The sequence below is a fragment of the Mesorhizobium sp. M4B.F.Ca.ET.203.01.1.1 genome, from assembly GCF_004791025.1.
In the GTDB taxonomy this organism is placed as follows: Bacteria; Pseudomonadota; Alphaproteobacteria; order Rhizobiales; family Rhizobiaceae; genus Mesorhizobium; species Mesorhizobium abyssinicae.
Genome location: NZ_SRUO01000002.1, coordinates 185023 through 204428, shown reverse-complemented (window position 1 = coordinate 204428; position 19406 = coordinate 185023). Strand labels below are relative to the sequence as shown.

The following is a 19406-nucleotide window of genomic DNA, read 5'->3' as shown; positions in this document are numbered from 1 at the left end:
CCCCGGCTTCAACAATCCGATTCCAGACTGTGTCACGGACGACCGCCCATCGACAAGTGATGCCATCTGTTCGCCGTCGTCTGCGATCCTTAGGATAGACGGTCCACGCCGCAAGCCCCGCCGCGGAAAGCGCGATCGTCCCAACATCGTATCTGCCAAAGGGTGTCGGGAGCCGTCCCGGCTTTTCGCGAACCAGCCAATTGCGGGTGAAGCTCGGTATGATGCGGCCGCCGATAACCATGACGAGAATGACGACCGCTCCCAGGCCGAGGCGGCGGCTCGTATCGGATATCCCGACGAAATGGGCTTCGACATGAAACAGGACATTTGCCACCAGAAGGGTCGCGACCGGCAACAGCACCTTGAGGTTCCGCCAGTTTCGACCGGCGATGATTTCCGCCGCTGCTGCAACCACTACGGCAACAAGAAATGAGCAATCTATTACTGCGCTCAGGAGCCAGCCGGTTTCCTGCGAGAAGAACACGGCGACCCGGCCCGCGATCCAGATCGATACCAGCAGGGCCAAGCGGAAATCCTGAACCGGCAGTCGTCCCGTCCAGTTCGGGATTGCGGTAAGCAGGAACCCGGTAATGACTGCCGTCAGATAGCCAAAGAGCAGTTCGTGGATATGCCAATCCACAGGCACAAACAGGCTTAAGCGTTGCAAGCTTGCCGTAGTAGAGAGGCAACCACATAAGAATGGCGAGGCCGGCCTGCAGCGAGCCGAGTAGAAAGAAGGGCCGGAAGCCATAGGAAAGAATTGCAGGATAAGCGCTTGGCTGTGTCCGCGGAATTGCCATGATATGCCTCGCCGGGCAGGGATGCCCTCATTGTTCTTCTATCCTATGTCTGACGGGTGCAATTTGCCCCAGCGCAAACAATGCCAAAGCAAAGGGTACCGGCGTTCTGCTGATCGCAGGCGCAATCTTCAATGCTGTCCGACTCGCCCGCTGGGCGGGCACCCGGACGCTGTCCGACCCCCTGCTTGTGATCCTGCACATCGCATTCGTCTTTGTACCGGTTGGACTTCTGCTTGCCGGGCTGTCCGCCTTCGCCCCGGAGACCATCCCAATGGCGGCGGGAATTCACGCCTTGGCGGTGGGCGCGATCGCCTGTATGACGCTTGCCGTCATGACGCGCGCCACCTTCGGCCACACTGGCCGAGAATTGAGAGCAAATAGCGCGACATGCGCGGTTTTCGGTGCCATCGTCATAGCTGCCATCTTGCGCGTGGCGGCTTCCATGGCGCCTTCCTACTCAATCTTCCTTCATGTCTCAGCTGTGCTCTGGGTGGCCGCCTTCGTCGGCTATGCAGTCCAGTTTGGCGGCATTCTAATGCAGCCGCGTCTGCATGCGCGTGGCAAGGACGCTCGCTGAAAAAAGCCGACCGGCTGGCGCTCGATTCCGCCAGTCATTTTTCATCATCCAATTTGCGCCAGCTCAAATCGCAGGCCGCGCGGCAGCTTACAAGCATCAACGACGGTCGATGCCGTGATGAACTTCAAGAAAGGACTTCCAAATGAAACTGCCTCTGATTGCCGCAGCGATCGCCCTGCTGTCTGTCGTTGCCCCGGTCAATGCCGCGGAACACGTCGTACAGATGCTGAACAAAGGAGAGAAAGGCTCCATGGTCTTCCAGCCTGCCTTTGTCCGCGCGGCGCCCGGCGACACGGTCAAGTTCGTGCCGACCGACAAATCCCACAACGCCGAGAGCATCAAGGACATGATCCCGGACGGCGCCGAGCCTTTCAAGAGCAAGCCAAGCGAAGAAGTAACCGTGACGCTTACCAAGGAGGGCGTCTATGGCGTCAAGTGTGCCCCGCACTACGGCATGGGCATGGTTGCACTGATCGTCGTCGGCAAGCCGGTCAACCTCGATGCGGCGCAAGCCGTCAAGCAGGTTGGCAAGGCAAAGCCCGTCTTTGCCGAACTCTTCGCCGAAGCGACCAAGGCTGCTTCGAACTGATTTGACATCTCTTGGACTGCCTCCGGCAATGGCGGGCTGGAGGCACTGGCCGGGCAGACCAGGGAGGGGTCTGTCCGGCCATTTCCGTCACATCCGTGATTTTCCTGGGAGCGCGTGATCTCGCTCTGTTTCCAAGAGCAACCCGGCTTCTCTTTTGAGATTTGCGTAAACGCAAAGACGCGGCCTGCAAATCAATTATCCTCACGGCATTCAACCGTTGCAATCGAAGGAGATGACGATGCTTACGAGACGTGAAGCTCTATTGGGTTCTGTTCTCACCGCAGCCGCCGTTGCCGCCGTTGGCGCAACGCCGGCCATGGCAGCCGCCAAGCCGAAGGATGTAGCCGGGTTGCCGCGCGAGAAAGTGATCCTCGTCGCGCCGCCCTTCGTGCATGCTCACGACCAGGTGGCCAAGGGGGGCCCCAAGGTCGTCGAATTCACCATGAATGTCGAAGAGAAGCCGATGGTCATCGATGCCGATGGCACGCAGCTCAACGCCATGACCTACAATGGTTCCATCCCTGGCCCGCTCATGGTCGTGCATGAGGGTGACTATCTCGAGCTCACACTGATCAACCCGGACACCAACAGTCTCGCCCACAACATCGACTTCCATGCGGCGACCGGCGCGCTAGGCGGCGGTGCGCTGACGCTGATCAACCCCGGCGAGCAGGTCACGCTGCGCTTCAAGGCAACGCGAACGGGAACCTTCGTCTATCACTGCGCGCCGGGCGGCGCGATGATCCCGTGGCATGTCGTGTCGGGGATGAGCGGAGCCGTGATGGTGCTGCCGCGTGACGGCCTGAAGGACGACAAGGGCAAGACCGTCCGCTATGACCGCATCTACTATATCGGCGAGAACGACTTCTACATCCCCCGCGACGAGCAGGGAAAATTCAAGAAGTACGAGTCGGCCGGCGACAACTATGACGACACCGTGAAGGTGATGCGCGGGTTGATCCCGACCCATGTCGTGTTCAACGGCAAGGCAGGATCGCTGACCGGCGACAACGCCATGAAGGCCAAAGTCGGCGAGACTGTCCTGATCGTGCACTCGCAGGCCAATCGCGACACCCGCCCGCACCTTATCGGCGGCCATGGCGACTTCGTCTGGGAAGGGGGCAAGTTTGCAAACCCGCCGGCCAAGGACATGGAAACCTGGTTCATCCGTGGCGGGTCCGCTGGGGCGGCGCTCTACACGTTCCTGCAGCCGGGCGTCTATGCCTATGTGAACCACAATCTCATTGAGGCGGTGGAGCTTGGCGCGACCGCGCACTTCACGGTCGACGGCAGCTGGGACGACGATCTGATGATGCAGATCGAGGCGCCTAGGGTCATCGCTTCGTAGTCGGGAGATCGGAACCTCGGTGCAATCCCACGGCGGAGCCAAGGGGTTGCACCCACAGCCGGACTTGATGCGATGTCCCTCGACCCAGTCTTTGCCTTCGGAACGATTGCAGCTGCTGCCTTGATCGGCGTGGGCATAACCCATACGCTCGACACCAGATCTATGGAGTTCCCTCAACCGGCAACCGTCAGCGAAATGGTGATTCTCAGACCAGGCGTGTTCGATCACGCTGAGCCGGGGGAATTCCTCAAGGAGAACCACCCCGTCGCGGCGCCCATCGTGCAAGTATGGATCGACGCGCCACTGGAGATCATGAAATATCAGGTAAGCGTCGTCGAATATGCACGCTGCGTAGCGGACGGCGCCTGCAAGCCAGCCGACCCGCGCAAGATTGGCAACGTTGCAGTCACCGGTGTAAGCCATATTGATGCGGAAGCCTATGCGACCTGGATTTCAAACCGCACTGGAGATGCATGGCGGCTGCCGACGGATGCCGAGTGGGCCTATGCCGCCGGTGAACGATTCCGGAGCGATATCGAGAGTAAAGAAAACGACCCCAATAACCCGGCCCGTCGCTGGCTTGCCCAATACCGCACCGAGAGTTCGCTTGGACGGAAGCCCTACCCTGAACCAAGGGTACAGGGAGCTTTCGGCACCAACTCAAAGGGATTGGCGGACGTTGCTGGCAATATCTGGGAATGGACCTCGACGTGCTACGTCCACGCAACTATCGCCAGCGACGGCTTAGGGATTGCGAGCTCGATCGACAATTGCGGAGTGCACGTTGTCGAGGGATTCCATCGCACTTACATGTCGAACTTCATCCGCGATGGCAAAAGTGGCGGTTGCGCGGTCGGCACGCCGCCTGACAATCTGGGTTTCCGGCTTGTCCGCGACCGGTCCGGTGCCGTGCAGGCCGCCCTTCGGCACCTAGAATTGTCCTGACAGCACCGTAAACGAAAGTGCATGATGACAGTGAAACCAGTATTGACTGACAGGGTGCGCCCCGTCGCAGAACAACCTTTGGACCACGCCGGCATCGATCGGGCGTCAATAGGAAGACTTGTACGCCAATTCTATGCCAAGGTCAGGAGCGACGAGCGGCTCGGGCCGATCTTCGCGCGCGAGATCACCGGCGCTTGGGATCCGCACCTGGAGAAGATGACCGCCTTCTGGTGTTCGGTCATCCTCAAGAGCGGTGACTATCACGGCCGCCCGGTGCCGGCGCACCTCAAACTCCAGGACGTCACCGAAGCCGATTTCGGTATCTGGCAGGATTTGTTCGGCGAGACGGCCGCTGAACTCTTCGCACCTGAAACGGCGGCGGTGTTTGTCGACCGAGCGGAACGGATAGCGACAAGTCTGAAGCTTGCGATGTTCTTTCGCCTTGCTCCAGCGGCGGCCGGTGGTAGCGAATAGGTCGGCTTGGCAAGCGCCGGGCGCTGTGATTCTGCCAGACCGGTGCGGGGCTTGATTTTGCGCAAGGACTCCAAGCGATCGGGGCCAGTAGGTTCCTCGCATGATCCTTAATCTTTGCGTCGGCACGATCGTCATAAGCCTGACGGTCCTGATCCACACTTTCGGTCTTATCGCGATCACTCACGTGATGACACATCTTGTGGCGCTCTTCCGCATGCACGGCCGCCGCAGCCGGATCGTCGCCATGATCAGCGTGGTGATGGGGCTTTTTGTCGTCATGACGGCAGAAGTCTGGTTATGGGCTGGTATCTACCGGCTGCTCGGAATCTTGAGCGACTTCGAGACGGCGCTTTATTTTTCGACCATCACTTTTTCGACCGTCGGCTATGGGGACGTGGTGCCCGCCCATGGCTGGCGAATCCTGGCGGCGCTGGAAGGCGTCAACGGGTTTCTGCTGATCGGCTGGTCGACTGCTTATCTGATTGCCGCCGGCACGCGCGTCGGTCCATTCAGGATTGGCGAGCACTTTTGACTTGTGGCTTGGAGCGGTCGGTTCACACCGCCGCCGAATGCCGGCCGATTCCATTCTTCAGGTATTTGTCAAATTTCGCCGCCACGGTCCGGACAAGCGGACGGCTTTCCTCCGGTACGACGAAATTCTCGCCTTCGAGCCGGAGAACCTGTCCTGCGCTGGCAATGGCCAGTCGACTCGCTTCACAAAGTAGCCGTTGGCCGACGTTTCCAAAACGTTCGACAAGGTCTGTCGCCGAGAAAGCGAATTGGCACATCAGGCGTTCGATGACCCAGCCTCTCGCCTGATCATCGACACTGAATTCAATCCCTCGCGCTGTCGCCACCTGTCCGGAATTGACGGCCTTTTCGTACTCGCCGGTCGCAACGATGTTCTGGGCGTAGCCTTGCCGGTATCGGCTGATCGAGGAGGGGCCAAGACCGATAAGCGTTTCGCATTGGTCTTCGGTATAGCCCTGAAAATTGCGACGGATCTTGCCGGCGCGGGCGGCGATGGCCAGCGTGTCCTCCGGTTTTGCGAAATGATCCAATCCCAAGGCCTCGTATCCGGCCTCGACAATCAGTCGTGCAGTAAGCTGCGACTGCGCCAGACGTGCGGCGGAATCGGGCAGCCAGGCTTCATCGATCATCGTCTGGTGCTTCTTGAACCATGGCACATGCGCGTAGCCGAATAGAGCCAGCCTGTCTGGCGCCAGCGTCAGCGCCTGGGCGACGGTCGTTGCAACACTCTCGCAAGTCTGATGCGGCAGCCCATAGAGCAGGTCCAGATTGACGGATGCAACGCCCCGCGCGCGGACCGCATCGACAATGCTTCTCGTGAGGGCAAAACTCTGCTCGCGATTGATAGCCCTCTGCACTTTGGGATCGAAGTCCTGGACGCCAAGGCTCGCTCTCGTCATGCCGATCGCAGCGAAGGCATCCAGCCGCCCTTCGTCCATATCGTTTGGGTCGATCTCGACGCTAAGACTGGCATCATCGAGAAAGTCGAACCGGTCCCGCAACGCTCTACCGAGCGCCAGGATGTCGTCGGGCTTCAGCATCGTCGGGGAGCCGCCCCCGAAATGGACGGCGCGGACCTTGCCCCGACCGCTCACAAACCTGCCGACAGTTTCGATCTCCCTATGTAGGGAGTGCAGAAAAGTGGCCACAGGAGCATAGTGACGTGTCTGCTTGGTATGGCAGGCGCAGAACCAGCAAAGCCGGTCGCAATACGGAATATGCAGATATAATGATATCTCGTCATCGCCTTCGAGCGCGTCCATCCATCCACGAACCACTACCGCGTCAACGCCCGGATAAAAGTGCGGCGCCGTTGGGTAACTCGTGTAACGAGGCACGTTCTCTGCCGGATTGGTCGTCAAAACGGGGCGTGCGTCTTTGATTGCTTTCGCTGGCATGGGGCCAAGGTAGCCCGCGCAAGTGTGGCGAGCCTTGATTTCAATCAAGGCATTTGGCGCCACGGACAAACTGACGCAACAGCAACGAGATGCGGTATGGTATTCTATTTCTCTCTCTGGGCTCGAGCGATGCAATGACGATCAGACAGGATGTCCACAGTGCCGGCATCCCCGTTCTTTGCCGATCCTGCGAAGCGCGCCACCGGGGGGTGTGCGGCGCGCTCGAGCCCGATCAATTGATCAAGTTGGCCAAGACCTCGTCGAGGCGTGCCGTTCCCCCGGGCGGTGAGTTGGTTGGCGATGCCGAAGCTGTTGAACGCTATTCAAACGTGCTTTCCGGGGTGGTTAAGTTGACAAAAAGCCTTCCGGACGGAAGGCAGCAAATTGTCGGACTCCAGTTCGCGCCGGATTTCTTGGGGCGTCCGTTCAAGGCGGAAAGTGCTATCAATGCCGAAGCTGCGACAGAGGTGTCGCTGTGCTCATTTCCAAAGACCGTCATCGAGCGGATGATGAAAGACTCGCAGGAGCTGGAGCATCGCCTGCTTGAGCAGAAGCTGAACGAGCTTGACGATGCGCGCAGCTGGATGGTGGCGCTGGGGCGCAAGACAGCCTCGGAGAAGGTCGCGAGCTTTCTTCTGATGATCACCAGGAATATCGATCCGGCCGTTGATGTCGCGGCTGGGCCGACAAGTTACGATCTGCCCCTATCACGCTCCGATATTGCTGACTTCCTTGGGCTGACGATCGAGACGGTAAGTCGCCAGTTGACCAGGCTGCGAGCCGATGGGGTAATCCGCATCGAGAACCATCGACACATAATCGTAGACAGCCTGAGCCGGCTGGAACAACGCTGCGGCGGCTGATGATTGGCGACAGAGCCCATACTGTTCTTCTTTGCAGCGCTGGTGCCACCGGCCTAGGAACAAGCACCGACAAAGCCTTGATCTCGATCAAGGCGGTGCAGGCCACAGTCGGAGCAAATAGGCGTCCTATTGATCATAGGCGTCACAATGGCCATCAAACAGGGTGCTCAACAAGCTGACATTCCCACGATCTGTGAGTCCTGCGAAGCGCGACAAGGTGGATTATGCGGCGCACTTGAGACTGGGCAACTAGTCAACCTGGCCAAGGCTTCATCAAGGCATGAAATCCCGGGGGGGACAGAATTGGCCGACGACGGAGCCTACTCGAATGTACTGTCCGGCGTAATCAAACTTACGAGAAACCTCTCGGATGGACGTCAGCAGATTGTCGGCTTCCATTTCGCGCCCGATTTTCTGGGCAGGCCTTTCAAGGCACAATGGCCCATCACGGCGCGAGCCCTCACGAAGGTGACGCTATGCTCGTTTTCAAAGACGATCATCGAGCGCATGATGGAGGAAACGCCAGCGCTTAGGCGTGTGCTGCTAAAGCACGCGCTGAAGCAGCTTGACGAAGCACGCTATTGGATGGCGGCGTTGGGGCGCAAGACTGCTTCGGAAAAGGTCGCAAGCTTCCTTCTGAGGAACATAGGTCCTGGCAACCACTCGGCGAACTCGATGAGCTTCGACTTGCCAGTCAAACGCGCGGATATAGCTGACTTTCTTGGACTGACGATCGGGACTGCCAGTCGCGAATTGTCCAAGCTGCGAACAGATGGTGTGATTAGGATTGCAAATAGGCGGCATATCAGCCTGGAAAGCGTTGCTCGGCTTGAGGAACGCTGCGGCGATTGAACTGCCAATCGTCCCTTCTCCGGGAAAGTAATAATATCCGCTTCGGCCGCCCTATCTGAATCCAACAGTTCGCCTGCAGGCTGCCCCATTGCATCGTTCTGCAGAACTGTCGCTCCCCAAACAAAAAAGAAGCCGCCCTTTGACCTGGATCAAGGCCAGAAAAGGGAAAATCCCGAATTCGTGCCGATGGCGGTCACGATCCGCCGGAAATTCGAGATCGGGGACTTCGCGATGAGATTTGGCACGGAGATCGTCCTTCTAAGCCTGTTTGCCTTTGCGGCCCTCGTCGCGGCAGGCTTCGGCGCGGATGAGCCTTTCCGCCAGCACATGTGGGTGTTGTTCTTCGCCGTGGCCGGCTTCACTGCGATCCTGTTGCGCAAGACGGAGTTCAAGCCGGCGGCCCCGATTGACCCAGAGGCTTACATGGATGGCCCGGTCCGCTACGGCGCCATCGCCACCATGTTCTGGGGTGTTGTCGGCATGCTGGTCGGCGTGGTCATTGCGCTGCAGCTTGCCTATCCGGATCTCAATATCCAGCCCTGGTTCAATTTCGGCCGTCTGCGGCCGCTGCACACATCCGGCGTTGTCTTTGCTTTCGGCGGTAACGCGCTGCTTTGCACGTCCTTGTATGTCGTGCAGCGTACGTGCCGCGCACGGCTCTTCGGCGGCGATCTCGCCTGGTTCGTGTTCTGGGGCTATCAGCTTTTCATTGTCATGGCCGCCACCGGCTACCTCCTCGGCATCACCGAAAGCCGCGAATACGCTGAGCCCGAATGGTACGTGGACATCTGGCTGACCATCGTCTGGGTCGCCTATCTCCTCCTGTTCCTCGGCACGATCATGAAGCGCAAGGAACCGCATATTTACGTCGCCAACTGGTTCTACCTATCCTTCATCGTGACCATCGCAATGCTGCACGTGGTCAACAACCTGTCGATGCCGGCCTCCTTCCTGGGTTCGAAGAGTTACTCGGCCTTCTCGGGCGTGCAGGATGCCTTGACGCAGTGGTGGTACGGCCACAACGCCGTCGGTTTCTTCCTGACCGCCGGCTTCCTTGGCATGATGTACTATTTCGTGCCCAAGCAGGCCAACCGGCCGGTCTATTCCTACCGGCTCTCGATCATCCACTTCTGGGCGATCATCTTCCTCTACATCTGGGCCGGGCCGCATCATCTGCACTACACCGCCCTCCCCGACTGGGCACAGACGCTCGGCATGGTGTTTTCGATCATGCTCTGGATGCCTTCATGGGGCGGCATGATCAACGGCCTGATGACGCTCTCCGGTGCCTGGGACAAGATCCGTACAGACCCGATCATCCGCATGATGGTGATGGCTATCGCCTTCTACGGCATGTCGACCTTCGAGGGTCCGATGATGTCGATCAAGACCGTCAACTCGCTGTCGCACTATACGGACTGGACCATCGGGCACGTCCATTCGGGTGCGCTCGGCTGGGTGGGCATGATCTCGTTCGGCGCGATCTATTACATGGTGCCGAAGCTATGGAACCGGCAACGGCTCTATTCGCTGCGGCTGGTCACCTGGCACTTCTGGCTGGCGACCCTCGGGATCGTCGTCTACGCCGCGGTCATGTGGGTCTCCGGCATCATGCAAGGCCTGATGTGGCGTGAGTACGACGAGCAGGGCTTCCTGGTCTACTCCTTCGCCGAAACCGTCGCCGCCATGCATCCATACTATGTGATGCGCGCGGCGGGCGGCGCGCTGTATCTCTCCGGCGCGCTGCTCATGGCCTGGAATATCACCATGACCATCCTCGGCTATCAGCGCGAGGAGCAACCATTGCCGGGTTCCGAACCCGCCCTCCAGCTTGCCGAATAAGGAGCCAGACAATGGGCTTGATGGACAAACACGCGATCATCGAGAAGAACGCCACGCTTCTTCTCGTCGGCTCGCTGCTTGTGGTGACTGTCGGCGGCATCGTCGAGATCGCGCCGCTCTTCTATCTCGACAACACGATCGAGAAAGTCGAAGGCATGCGGCCCTATTCGCCACTCGAACTTGCAGGCCGCAACATCTATGTGCGCGAGGGCTGCTATCTCTGCCACAGCCAGATGATCAGGCCGTTCCGCGACGAGGTCGAGCGTTACGGCCACTACAGCCTGGCCGCCGAGTCGATGTACGATCATCCGTTTCAGTGGGGCTCGAAACGTACTGGCCCTGACCTTGCCCGGGTCGGCGACCGATACTCGAACGATTGGAACGTCCAGCACCTTATGGACCCACGTTCGGTGGTGCCGGAATCAATCATGCCGAGCTATGCCTTCCTGAAGGACGCGCCGATCGAAATAAAGGACTTCTCGACGCATCTGATCGCGAACAGGCGTGTGGGAGTCCCCTATTCCGATGACATGATCGCCAACGCCAACGCCGATCTGATCGCGCAGGCAGACCCGAACGCCGATACGTCTGGCCTCGAGAAACGCTATCCGAAGGCCAAGATCGGCGACTTTGATGGCAATCCGCAGCAGGTCACCGAAATGGATGCCCTGGTCGCTTACCTCCAGATGCTCGGCACCCTGGTCGATTTCAAAAACTATGACGAAGCCGCCGGTTACCGCTGAGGAGAGCGAACATGGATTACACTCTGATGCGGGAATTCGCAGACAGCTGGGGCCTGCTCGCCATGGCGGTCTTCTTTGTCGGATGCATTGCTTTCGCACTCCGGCCGGGTGGCCGCGCCCAGGCCGATGAAGCCGCCCGTATTCCCCTCAAGGACGATTGATCATGAGCTCAGAGCATATCGACGACGTCTCGGGTATTTCGACGACCGGCCATGAGTGGGATGGCATCAAGGAACTCAACAATCCTCTTCCCCGCTGGTGGGTGATAACTTTCTACGTCACCATCATCTGGGCAGTGGGTTACACCATCGCCTATCCGGCATGGCCGATGCTATCTTCAGCGACGAAGGGCGTGCTCGGCTATTCCAGCCGCAACGATGTCAGGAACGAGCTGGCGGCCGCAGAAGCCGCCAAAGGCAAATATGTCGCTGCCATCCAGGAAAAGACCGTCTCCCAGATTGCTGCTGACGACGCGCTGCGTGAATTCGCGGTCGCGGCCGGCGGAGCCACGTTCAAGGTCAATTGCGTCCAGTGCCATGGCTCGGGTGCGCAAGGATCCAAAGGCTTTCCCAACCTCAATGACGACGACTGGCTATGGGGCGGCATGGCCACCCAGGTTGAGCAGACGATCATGCACGGCATCCGCTTCGCCTCGGATCCGGATACGCGGCAATCGGAAATGCCTGCGTTTGGTGCCATCATCACGGGCGACCAGATCAAGCAGGTCAGCGCCTATGTCGCCGGCCTTTCCGGTCCGGTCCAGAACAAAGGCCTGATCGAGCCCGGCGCCAAGGTGTTCGCGGAAAATTGCGTCGCCTGCCATGGCGCTAATGCGAAGGGCAACAGGGAGTTCGGGGCACCTGACCTGACCGATGCGATCTGGCTCTACGGATCGGGCGAGACGGCCATCGCGGCCCAGGTCCGCGAGCCGAAACATGGCGTCATGCCAGCCTGGATCGGACGTCTCGGCGAGACCAAGGTCAAGGAACTTGCGGTCTACGTCCATTCGCTTGGCGGCGGAAAATAGGAAGGCGGGGGCCTGTTCTCTTCCCTCAGCCGCCAAAGCGACGAGGCCCGGCCGCGCCGGGCCTCGGTTCATTTCCGACATTCCAAGATTGACCTGCATCAACGCGGCTCGGCCGGCCGAGCGGCATTGTTTGGCTCAGCGCGGGCACGACAATCGCCAGCGCGCGAGTGGAGACAACCGTGCTGGATCAGATACAGGTAGAACGACTGGAAGCCCAGGCGGTCAATTCCGCCAAGACCCGGCAGCCGCTCTATGCTGCCCGGAAGAAGATTTTCCCGAAACGGGCCTCGGGCAGTTTTCGCCGCTTCAAATGGCTGGTGATGGCGATTACGCTGGGCATCTACTATCTGACGCCATGGCTGAGATGGGATCGCGGGCCGTTCGCCCCAGACCAGGCCGTGCTCCTCGATCTCGCCAACCGCCGCTTCTATTTCTTCTTCATCGAGATATGGCCCCAGGAATTCTACTATGTCGCCGGCCTTCTGATGATGGCCGGCATCGGCCTTTTCCTGATCACATCCACGGTCGGCCGGGCCTGGTGCGGCTACACTTGTCCGCAGACTGTCTGGGTCGACCTGTTTCTCGTCGTCGAGCGTGCGGTCGAGGGCGATCGAAACGCACGCATGAAACTCGATGCCGGCCCATGGACCGCGCGCAAACTTGTGTTGCGTGCGTCGAAACACGCGATCTGGCTAGTCATAGCGGCAGCCACGGGGGGCGCCTGGATCTTCTACTTTGCTGATGCGCCGACGCTGATTGGCGAAGTCTTCACTGGCGCTGCCGCACCGGTTGCTTACGCAACCATCGCTGTGCTGACGGCGACCACCTACACGTTCGGCGGACTGATGCGTGAGCAGGTCTGCACCTATATGTGCCCGTGGCCGCGTATTCAGGCCGCCATGCTGGACGAGAATTCGCTCACCGTCACCTACAATGACTGGCGCGGCGAGCCCCGCTCGCGCCATGCCAAGAAGGCCATAGCCGCTGGACAGCCAATCGGCGATTGCGTCGACTGCAACGCCTGTGTCGCAGTCTGCCCGATGGGGATCGACATTCGCGACGGCCAGCAGCTTGAATGCATCACCTGCGCGCTTTGCATCGATGCCTGCGACAGCATTATGGACAAGCTCGGCAGGGAGCGCGGATTGATCTCCTATGCGACATTGTCCGATTACAACGCCAACATGGCTGTGGCCACTGGGGGCGGTGAACGCCCGGTGGACCCTTCGCTGGTGCGAACCGCCGGCGGCACATTCTCCGAGAAGTTGGCGCATTTCCACATACGCAAGATCTTCCGTCCGCGCACCTTTATCTATCTTGGCGCCTGGTCGGCAGTCGGAGCCGCACTGGTTTACTCGCTGCTGACCCGCGAGCGGCTGGAGATCAATGTCCTGCACGACCGCAACCCTCAATTCGTCACTCTTTCCGACGGCTCGATCCGCAACGGCTACACCGTCAAGCTGCTCAACATGATCCCTGAGCCAAGGACCATCGTCCTCACCTTGCAAGGTCTGCCGGGCGCCGAGATGAGCACGGTCGGCGTCGATCTTACTCCGGCTCGCTCTTTCGCCACCCTGGTCGAGCCTGACCGGTTGAAGACGCTGAAGGTTTTCGTGCGCCAGCCCCCGGGACAGATTCTTGGGATCACGCAAAGCTTCAAGTTCCGGATCGACGACAGGGCCGGCCACGAGTCCGCAGAATACACAGCCACGTTCAATGCACCGGAGAACGCCAGATGAGTGCCCATTCGCAGAGATCCCGCGAATTCACCGGCCGGCACATGCTTTTCACCATTCTCGGCTTCTTTGGCGTGGTCATTGGGGTCAACGTGACCATGGCGACCCTCGCCAGCAAGAGCTGGACTGGCCTTGTCGTCGAAAACACCTATGTGGCGAGCCAGCAGTTCAACCGAAAGGCGGAGGAAGGTCGCGCGCAGGCGGCGCTCGGCTGGACTGGCGAACTGACGATCGTGTCGGGCAACGTGCGCTACAGCTTGAGCGACGCCGCCGGCAAGCCTGTTCCACTGCATGGCGTGAAAGTCCGGTTCCGTCATCCTGCCTATGAAGCAGAGGACAAGACTGTCGTTCTGGCTTCTGGCTCGGGCCAGGAATTCGGCGTCCGTCATACACCGAAGGACGGCGTCTGGATCGTCGAAATCGATGCCGACGCCGGTCTGGCGGAGCCCTATCGCGACGTGCGCAGAATCATGATTTCCCATGGAGCGCTGCAATGAGCTGTTGTGCACCAGGCGCCGAAATGGCGCTGGATCTCGACGGGGCCACATCCGCCCTGCCGTCGAGCCAGGAAATCAGGCTAGCCAGCCGCTCGCTTGGCGATGACCTGCACCAGACCGACCTCTCGGTGCCAACGGTTCATTGCGCTGCCTGCATCCAGACGATCGAGACGGCAATCGGCAAGCTGGGCCATGTCGAAGGCGCTCGCGTCAACTTGTCGACAAAACGTGTTTCGGTCCGCTGGCGTGGCGATGAGGTTCCAGCATTCGTCGCTACGCTTGGACGACTGGGCTATGAAGCGCACCTGTTCGATCCGGAGCCTGACGGGAAGGACAAGACGCTGTCGGAACTGATCCGCGCCGTCGCGGTCGCTGGCTTTGCGGCGGGCAACATCATGCTGCTTTCGGTCTCGGTCTGGTCCGGCGCAGAAGGCGCGACCCGCGACCTATTCCACTGGGTTTCGGCGCTGATCGCCATCCCCGCGCTCGCCTTCGCCGGCGGCATCTATTTCCGCTCGGCCTCGAATGCGCTGCGCCACGGTCGCATGAACATGGATGTCCCGATAGCGGTCGGTGTCTCGCTCGCCTATGCCATGAGCCTCTACGAGACGATCACGCACGGCGAGCACGCCTATTTCGATGCGTCGGTGTCCTTGCTGTTCTTCCTTCTGATCGGCCGTACGCTGGATCACGTGATGCGGGAGCGCGCACGGACCGCAGTGAACGGCCTGGCGCAACTGGCAGCGCGCGGCGCCATGGTGCTGCGGGGTGACGATACACGCGACTACCTGCCCGTCGGCGAGATCGAACCGGGCATGCAACTGCTCATCGCGGCCGGCGAGCGGATTCCGGTCGATGGCAATATCCTCAGCGGAATCTCTGATCTCGACTGCTCGCTGGTATCCGGGGAAAGCGCGCCCCGGACCGTGGGCTCGGGAGCGCAGGTGCAGGCCGGCACGCTCAATCTCACTGGTTCGCTGACCATGCAGGCCACGGCCGCGGCGAAGGATTCCTTCCTGGCCGAAATGGTCCGACTCATGGATGCCGCAGAGGGTGGCCGCTCGCAGTATCGCAGGATCGCCGACCGGGTCTCTGCCCTCTATGCACCTGTGGTTCATCTCGCGGCCTTGCTGACATTCCTGAGCTGGATGGTCGCGTCCGGCGACTGGCACTTGGCAATGACGATCGCGATCGCCGTTCTCATCATCACTTGCCCTTGCGCGCTCGGCCTCGCCGTACCGATCGTGCAGGTGGTCGCGGCGCGGCGCCTGTTCGAGGCCGGCGTCATGGTCAAGGACGGTTCGGCCATGGAACGGCTGGCCGCGATCGACACGGCGGTGTTCGACAAGACCGGGACGCTCACACTCGGACAGCCGAGGCTGGTCAACGCGTCGTCCATCGACCCGACCATGCTGGCGATCGCAGCCGACATGGCCGCGCATTCGCGCCATCCGTTCTCGAAGGCCATAGCCGTTTTCGCGGGTTTTTCCGGTCAACCCAGGCTCGAGTCTGTCAGCGAACACCCAGGCTACGGCATCGAGGCCGTCACCGAGGGGAATACCTGGCGCCTCGGCCGGCGCGGATGGGCTGGATGGAAGGCTCGAACCGGCGGCGAAGGCAAATCTGGCGGCTTTGGCGGAACGGTGCTCTCGAAGAACGGGGCGATCGTCGCCGCCTTCGCGTTCGAGGATGCTGCGCGCGCCGATGCCAAGGCCGCGCTCGGAGCGTTGCAGAATGGCGGCGTGGCCGTCGAGATGCTGTCCGGCGATACCGCCAATGCCTGCGGCCAAGTCGCCAAGGCGCTGGGTATCGACAGCTTCGTTCCGGCGCTGCTTCCGTCCGGCAAGGTCGAGCGGATCGAGGCGCTGTCGAGGCAGGGCCACAAGGTTCTGATGGTGGGCGATGGGCTCAACGATACCCCGGCGCTTGGTGCGGCACATGTCTCGATGGCCCCCGCGACCGCGGCAGACGTCGGTCGCAATGCCGCCGACTTCGTCTTCCTGCGCGAAAGCCTTTTGGCAGTGCCTCTCGCCCTGGATGTCTCGAGGAAGGCAGGTCGGCTCATTCGCCAGAACATCGCCATCGCGATCGTCTACAACGCGTTTGCGGTGCCGATCGCCATATCGGGGCATGTGACGCCGCTGCTTGCGGCGGTCGCGATGTCCGCCTCGTCGCTGATCGTGATCGGAAACGCCCTGCGGCTGCAAGGTTCCGCGAGAAGTTCATCGGCTGAATTCGCTTGGCAAGATCGGCGCGCGCGCCCCGGCATGCTGGTTCAACTCTCATGACGACGCTCATCTACCTCATCCCGGTAGCGCTGTTCCTCGGTGCGCTTGGACTGACTGGCTTCCTGTGGGCCTTGAGAAGCGGTCAGTACGAGGATCTTGATGGAGCCGCGGCGCGGATACTCATCGACCGCGACGACAAGCAAAATGACATCCGTCGAAGCCGGAAATGATTGAGATCAAGGCATCTGCCGCGCAAGATCTCGACAATGACCGATCGATATCACGGGAGGCAGACATGCAGGCCGACGCCATTATGACCGCACCGGTCATCGGGATAGGACCTACGGCGTCGATCTCCGATGCGGTAGGGTTGATGCTCTCCAGGAAGATCAGCGGCCTTCCGGTCATTGGCAGCGACGGCGCGCTGGTGGGCATTGTCAGCGAAGGAGACTTCCTGCGCCGCGGAGAGCTCGGCACGCAACGCAGGCGCTCGCGTTGGCTGGAGTTTCTCGTGAGCCCCGGAAGAGCCGCCGACGAATATGTTCAAGCCAACGGACGGCGTATCGAGGAGGTAATGACGACGGATGTCGTTACGGTATCCCCCAGCGTATCGCTGCCCGAGATCGTCGAACTCATGATGCGCCATCACGTCAAACGTATTCCCGTCGTCGACGATGGCAACGTTGTCGGCATTGTCACCCGCTCCGATCTTCTGCGGGCATTGCTGAATGCCTTGCCCGGATCGGCCCCTACAGCCACGGACGACGATCAGATCCGTCAGAAGATTATTGCCGAGCTTGCGAAGCAGAAATTGGCCGGCAAGGACATGATCGACGTGACGGTGGACAAAGGGGTAGTGATACTGAGCGGTGCCATCTTCGACGAACGCGAACGGCAGGCAGCCATTGTCGCCGCTGAAAATGTCGGCGGCGTAAGTGCGGTGACGGATAACCTTTTCTGCGCGGGGCCGCTGTCGGTGGTGCTTGTCTCTTAGTTCAGCACGGCAGAAATTCTGCATGACCCAAAATTCGAATTAATATCCGCGTTGAACCTAGGTCGCGGCTATTGCCAACAGAGGCCGCAGCAGCGTCAAGGCAAATACAACAAGCGCCGCACCCGCGATCCTGTCTGCCATTTCTTCGCCTCCGCTGAGCCGCCTACCGAGCAAGAGCCACATCGAGCCGGAGGCGGCTGTGGTCACCAAGAGCACAATCCAGAACAAGCCCAAGTCATATGGCCTCGCGTCTACCGGCACGGTTGCCAGACAATATATGAAGGCTTTCGGGTTGAGGGCAGTCGTTACCAGAACAGAAAGGCCATCCCCGTCTTCGGATGCGTCGATCCGGTCGATGCCTATCAGACGCACGCCAAGTATTGCGAGCCATACGGCTGCACCCAGCTTGAGTACCTGAACGCGTCGGACGGCAGGCGCAGCGCAAACCAGCAGGCTGCTGCGATCCCCTATCCGCAGGCCTGTGCGACCAAGAGTGCAATCGCCTTCTGCCGCTTGGCCGCGCCGGCCATCAGAAGAGCATTGGTTGGCCCGGGCGCGACGAAGAGCAGAAATGCTTCCAGGAAAAACAGCCTGCTCAAAACTGCCTGTCCCGTGGAGGCAAATCCATCACCTGCAAACTCGGTTTGACACGGTGGCACTTGTCAAACCCCGGAAGTCCAACGGCATTCGCAGACCTCTCCGCTACGCGCAAGCGATGGGACGCTACATGCGGTCGGCCGCTGCTGAAAGCAACTATCGCTGGCCGGCCGCATGCTGCAGCCGTGCAATGAGGTCGCGGTTGCGGCAGTAATCTGGTGGGTCGTCGGCTTGCAGGTGTTGGTCAAGCCAGGTCGAACATTCATCCTGGTGACCGCAGGAGCGGCAGCGGTCTACCGCCCGGTTGGTAACGGCGGCATGGTCCGCGATGACCTTCAACTGTCTGTCGACGCCGAGCTTCTGCATCATGCGTCCCATCAAGGCGGTCCTGGCGTCTACTGAAATCAGGTAGTCGAGAAAAGTCATTGGGATCACTCCTGTTCTCAGCCATGATCGTCAATGCTGGGGGCCGCCGCCTTGATCTTGGTCAACAGGCAACTCCGGCTCGGATGATTCCGGCCGGCGGTCAATACGACATGAAGCGATGGATGCCGTTGCTCTCGATCAGCGAGCGAGTGACGCCGCCGAAGGCCCATTCCCGCAGGCGGCTGTGGCCGTAGGCGCCGGAGACGATCAGGTCGGCCTGGATCGAGTGCGCGAATGCAAGCAACCGGTGACCGTCAGCCTCATCGGGTATCAGTTCAGTCCGTGCCATGATGCCGTGATGTTCGAGATAGGCGGCGATATCGGCGAGACTGTCGCGGATGCTTTCATGACGGTCGGTATCCATAGTGACGATAACCACTCTGTTGGCGCCGGCGAGGAACGGCAACGCATCGGCAATCGCCCGTCGCGCCTCCCTGGTGTCCTTCCAGGCGACCAACACGGTCTTTGCCATGACATGTTCGGCATTGCTCGCGGCAATGAGGATGGGCCGGCCTGCGCCGAGCGCCAGGCTCCCGATATCGACGGCGCGATAGACATTTTCGCCACCTCCGCCGGTGACTATAAGGTCGGCCGCGCGGGAGGACTCGCTGAGGAACCGTGTGGGACTGCACACCGCCTGCCCCCATTCACTGCTCACCGATGCCGGTACCAACCTCTCGAACTCGGCCCTAAGCTCGGCAAGCCGTTTTTCGATCTCGGTTCGCTGGATCTGCATGACCTCGCCCTCGTAGACCAGACCGTTACCGGTGGCGACGAGGGGCGGAACATCGGCGGCCGCTAGGCCAACAAGGTGCGCTCCGAAGCGCTCGGCCAGTTCGACCCCCAGTTTCACCAAGGGCGCGGGCGGTGCATCTATCGCAAGATTTGCAATGATTGACTTATAGGCCATGCAAGGCACCTTTTTCAGAAGTCGTCGGGT

General features: G+C 60.3%; 20 protein-coding genes and 1 pseudogene. 17 read left to right on the top strand and 4 right to left on the bottom strand.

Going from position 1 to position 19406, the window contains the following annotated elements; all coding sequences use genetic code 11:
• Window positions 1-103 precede the first annotated feature (103 nt).
• A pseudogene (locus EN846_RS04410) lies at window positions 104-800 on the bottom strand (NnrS family protein); the annotation flags it as partial.
• On the opposite strand from EN846_RS04410, the gene EN846_RS04405 reads away from it, so the two are divergent.
• The 6 genes from EN846_RS04405 (at window position 799) to EN846_RS04380 (ending at window position 5265) form a co-directional block, all read left to right on the top strand.
• A complete protein-coding gene (locus tag EN846_RS04405) occupies window positions 799-1377 on the top strand; it encodes an NnrS family protein (RefSeq protein WP_127390796.1) in 579 nt (192 codons plus the stop codon). The pseudogene EN846_RS04410 and the gene EN846_RS04405 overlap by 2 nt on opposite strands.
• Before the next feature lie 142 nt (window positions 1378-1519).
• Window positions 1520-1966 (top strand): pseudoazurin, encoded by a 447-nt coding sequence (locus EN846_RS04400; protein WP_127284774.1) that lies wholly within the window; start codon window positions 1520-1522, stop codon window positions 1964-1966.
• A gap of 238 nt (window positions 1967-2204) precedes the next feature.
• Window positions 2205-3314: a copper-containing nitrite reductase gene (gene nirK, locus EN846_RS04395; RefSeq protein WP_127308709.1), complete on the top strand. Its 1110-nt coding sequence runs from the start codon at window positions 2205-2207 to the stop codon at window positions 3312-3314.
• Window positions 3315-3386: 72 nt separating this feature from the next.
• Window positions 3387-4259, top strand: a complete 873-nt coding sequence (locus EN846_RS04390) for a formylglycine-generating enzyme family protein (protein WP_127390797.1) — start codon at window positions 3387-3389, stop codon at window positions 4257-4259.
• A gap of 24 nt (window positions 4260-4283) precedes the next feature.
• The gene (locus EN846_RS04385) at window positions 4284-4733 is read left to right on the top strand and encodes a group III truncated hemoglobin (protein WP_127390802.1); all 450 of its coding nucleotides are present in this window, start codon (window positions 4284-4286) and stop codon (window positions 4731-4733) included.
• Between the two features lie 100 nt (window positions 4734-4833).
• The gene (locus EN846_RS04380; protein WP_127284771.1) at window positions 4834-5265 is read left to right on the top strand and encodes a potassium channel family protein; all 432 of its coding nucleotides are present in this window, start codon (window positions 4834-4836) and stop codon (window positions 5263-5265) included.
• Window positions 5266-5287: 22 nt separating this feature from the next.
• On the opposite strand, the gene hemN is transcribed toward EN846_RS04380, so the two are convergent.
• Window positions 5288-6661: an oxygen-independent coproporphyrinogen III oxidase gene (gene hemN / locus EN846_RS04375; RefSeq protein WP_127308742.1), complete on the bottom strand. Its 1374-nt coding sequence runs from the start codon at window positions 6659-6661 to the stop codon at window positions 5288-5290.
• 134 nt (window positions 6662-6795) lie between these two features.
• On the opposite strand from hemN, the gene EN846_RS04370 reads away from it, so the two are divergent.
• The 11 genes from EN846_RS04370 (at window position 6796) to EN846_RS04320 (ending at window position 17443) form a co-directional block, all read left to right on the top strand.
• Window positions 6796-7524 (top strand): Crp/Fnr family transcriptional regulator, encoded by a 729-nt coding sequence (locus tag EN846_RS04370; protein ID WP_127308707.1) that lies wholly within the window; start codon window positions 6796-6798, stop codon window positions 7522-7524.
• 147 nt (window positions 7525-7671) lie between these two features.
• The gene (locus tag EN846_RS04365; protein ID WP_127308706.1) at window positions 7672-8376 is read left to right on the top strand and encodes a Crp/Fnr family transcriptional regulator; all 705 of its coding nucleotides are present in this window, start codon (window positions 7672-7674) and stop codon (window positions 8374-8376) included.
• 231 nt (window positions 8377-8607) lie between these two features.
• On the top strand, window positions 8608-10218 hold the full coding sequence (ccoN, locus tag EN846_RS04360) for a cytochrome-c oxidase, cbb3-type subunit I (protein ID WP_127284831.1): 1611 nt from the start codon (window positions 8608-8610) through the stop codon (window positions 10216-10218).
• Between the two features lie 11 nt (window positions 10219-10229).
• Window positions 10230-10961, top strand: coding sequence for a cytochrome-c oxidase, cbb3-type subunit II (gene ccoO / locus EN846_RS04355; RefSeq protein WP_127284832.1), 732 nt, complete (start codon window positions 10230-10232; stop codon window positions 10959-10961).
• An 11-nt stretch (window positions 10962-10972) separates the two neighbouring features.
• Window positions 10973-11122, top strand: coding sequence for a cbb3-type cytochrome c oxidase subunit 3 (locus tag EN846_RS04350; RefSeq protein ID WP_127284833.1), 150 nt, complete (start codon window positions 10973-10975; stop codon window positions 11120-11122).
• A gap of 2 nt (window positions 11123-11124) precedes the next feature.
• Window positions 11125-11988, top strand: coding sequence for a cytochrome-c oxidase, cbb3-type subunit III (gene ccoP / locus EN846_RS04345; protein WP_127308705.1), 864 nt, complete (start codon window positions 11125-11127; stop codon window positions 11986-11988).
• Between the two features lie 179 nt (window positions 11989-12167).
• Window positions 12168-13727: a cytochrome c oxidase accessory protein CcoG gene (gene ccoG / locus EN846_RS04340; protein ID WP_127308704.1), complete on the top strand. Its 1560-nt coding sequence runs from the start codon at window positions 12168-12170 to the stop codon at window positions 13725-13727.
• Complete coding sequence (locus EN846_RS04335) at window positions 13724-14221, top strand: FixH family protein (RefSeq protein WP_127308703.1); 498 nt, start codon at window positions 13724-13726, stop codon at window positions 14219-14221. The genes ccoG and EN846_RS04335 overlap by 4 nt, the downstream gene beginning before the upstream one ends.
• Window positions 14218-16509: a cation-translocating P-type ATPase gene (locus EN846_RS04330; protein ID WP_127308702.1), complete on the top strand. Its 2292-nt coding sequence runs from the start codon at window positions 14218-14220 to the stop codon at window positions 16507-16509. The genes EN846_RS04335 and EN846_RS04330 overlap by 4 nt, the downstream gene beginning before the upstream one ends.
• Entirely contained in the window at window positions 16506-16679 is a 174-nt protein-coding gene (gene ccoS / locus EN846_RS04325; RefSeq protein ID WP_127284837.1) for a cbb3-type cytochrome oxidase assembly protein CcoS, read from the top strand. Before EN846_RS04330 ends, ccoS begins: the two co-directional genes overlap by 4 nt.
• Entirely contained in the window at window positions 16676-17443 is a 768-nt protein-coding gene (locus EN846_RS04320; RefSeq protein WP_320254843.1) for a CBS domain-containing protein, read from the top strand. Before ccoS ends, EN846_RS04320 begins: the two co-directional genes overlap by 4 nt.
• A 753-nt stretch (window positions 17444-18196) precedes the next feature.
• On the opposite strand, the gene EN846_RS04310 is transcribed toward EN846_RS04320, so the two are convergent.
• Window positions 18197-18466, bottom strand: coding sequence for a DUF6455 family protein (locus EN846_RS04310; protein ID WP_127284839.1), 270 nt, complete (start codon window positions 18464-18466; stop codon window positions 18197-18199).
• Between the two features lie 100 nt (window positions 18467-18566).
• Complete coding sequence (locus tag EN846_RS04305) at window positions 18567-19376, bottom strand: universal stress protein (RefSeq protein WP_127308701.1); 810 nt, start codon at window positions 19374-19376, stop codon at window positions 18567-18569.
• Between the last annotated feature and the right edge of the window lie 30 nt (window positions 19377-19406).

Excerpts from the sequence above, each read along its gene's own strand:
- EN846_RS04350 (WP_127284833.1), top strand. The coding sequence starts at position 10,973 with ATGGATTACACTCTGATGCGGGAATTCGCAGACAGCTGGGGCCTGCTC.
- ccoO (WP_127284832.1), top strand. The coding sequence starts at position 10,230 with ATGGGCTTGATGGACAAACACGCGATCATCGAGAAGAACGCCACGCTT.
- ccoS (WP_127284837.1), top strand. The coding sequence starts at position 16,506 with ATGACGACGCTCATCTACCTCATCCCGGTAGCGCTGTTCCTCGGTGCG.
- EN846_RS04390 (WP_127390797.1), top strand. The coding sequence starts at position 3,387 with ATGTCCCTCGACCCAGTCTTTGCCTTCGGAACGATTGCAGCTGCTGCC.
- EN846_RS04320 (WP_320254843.1), top strand. The coding sequence starts at position 16,676 with ATGATTGAGATCAAGGCATCTGCCGCGCAAGATCTCGACAATGACCGA.
- EN846_RS04335 (WP_127308703.1), top strand. The coding sequence starts at position 13,724 with ATGAGTGCCCATTCGCAGAGATCCCGCGAATTCACCGGCCGGCACATG.
- EN846_RS04330 (WP_127308702.1), top strand. The coding sequence starts at position 14,218 with ATGAGCTGTTGTGCACCAGGCGCCGAAATGGCGCTGGATCTCGACGGG.
- EN846_RS04305 (WP_127308701.1), bottom strand. The coding sequence starts at position 19,376 with ATGGCCTATAAGTCAATCATTGCAAATCTTGCGATAGATGCACCGCCC.
- EN846_RS04310 (WP_127284839.1), bottom strand. The coding sequence starts at position 18,466 with ATGACTTTTCTCGACTACCTGATTTCAGTAGACGCCAGGACCGCCTTG.
- EN846_RS04400 (WP_127284774.1), top strand. The coding sequence starts at position 1,520 with ATGAAACTGCCTCTGATTGCCGCAGCGATCGCCCTGCTGTCTGTCGTT.
- ccoN (WP_127284831.1), top strand. The coding sequence starts at position 8,608 with ATGAGATTTGGCACGGAGATCGTCCTTCTAAGCCTGTTTGCCTTTGCG.
- EN846_RS04370 (WP_127308707.1), top strand. The coding sequence starts at position 6,796 with ATGACGATCAGACAGGATGTCCACAGTGCCGGCATCCCCGTTCTTTGC.
- ccoP (WP_127308705.1), top strand. The coding sequence starts at position 11,125 with ATGAGCTCAGAGCATATCGACGACGTCTCGGGTATTTCGACGACCGGC.
- nirK (WP_127308709.1), top strand. The coding sequence starts at position 2,205 with ATGCTTACGAGACGTGAAGCTCTATTGGGTTCTGTTCTCACCGCAGCC.
- EN846_RS04365 (WP_127308706.1), top strand. The coding sequence starts at position 7,672 with ATGGCCATCAAACAGGGTGCTCAACAAGCTGACATTCCCACGATCTGT.
- hemN (WP_127308742.1), bottom strand. The coding sequence starts at position 6,661 with ATGCCAGCGAAAGCAATCAAAGACGCACGCCCCGTTTTGACGACCAAT.
- EN846_RS04405 (WP_127390796.1), top strand. The coding sequence starts at position 799 with ATGATATGCCTCGCCGGGCAGGGATGCCCTCATTGTTCTTCTATCCTA.
- EN846_RS04380 (WP_127284771.1), top strand. The coding sequence starts at position 4,834 with ATGATCCTTAATCTTTGCGTCGGCACGATCGTCATAAGCCTGACGGTC.
- EN846_RS04385 (WP_127390802.1), top strand. The coding sequence starts at position 4,284 with ATGACAGTGAAACCAGTATTGACTGACAGGGTGCGCCCCGTCGCAGAA.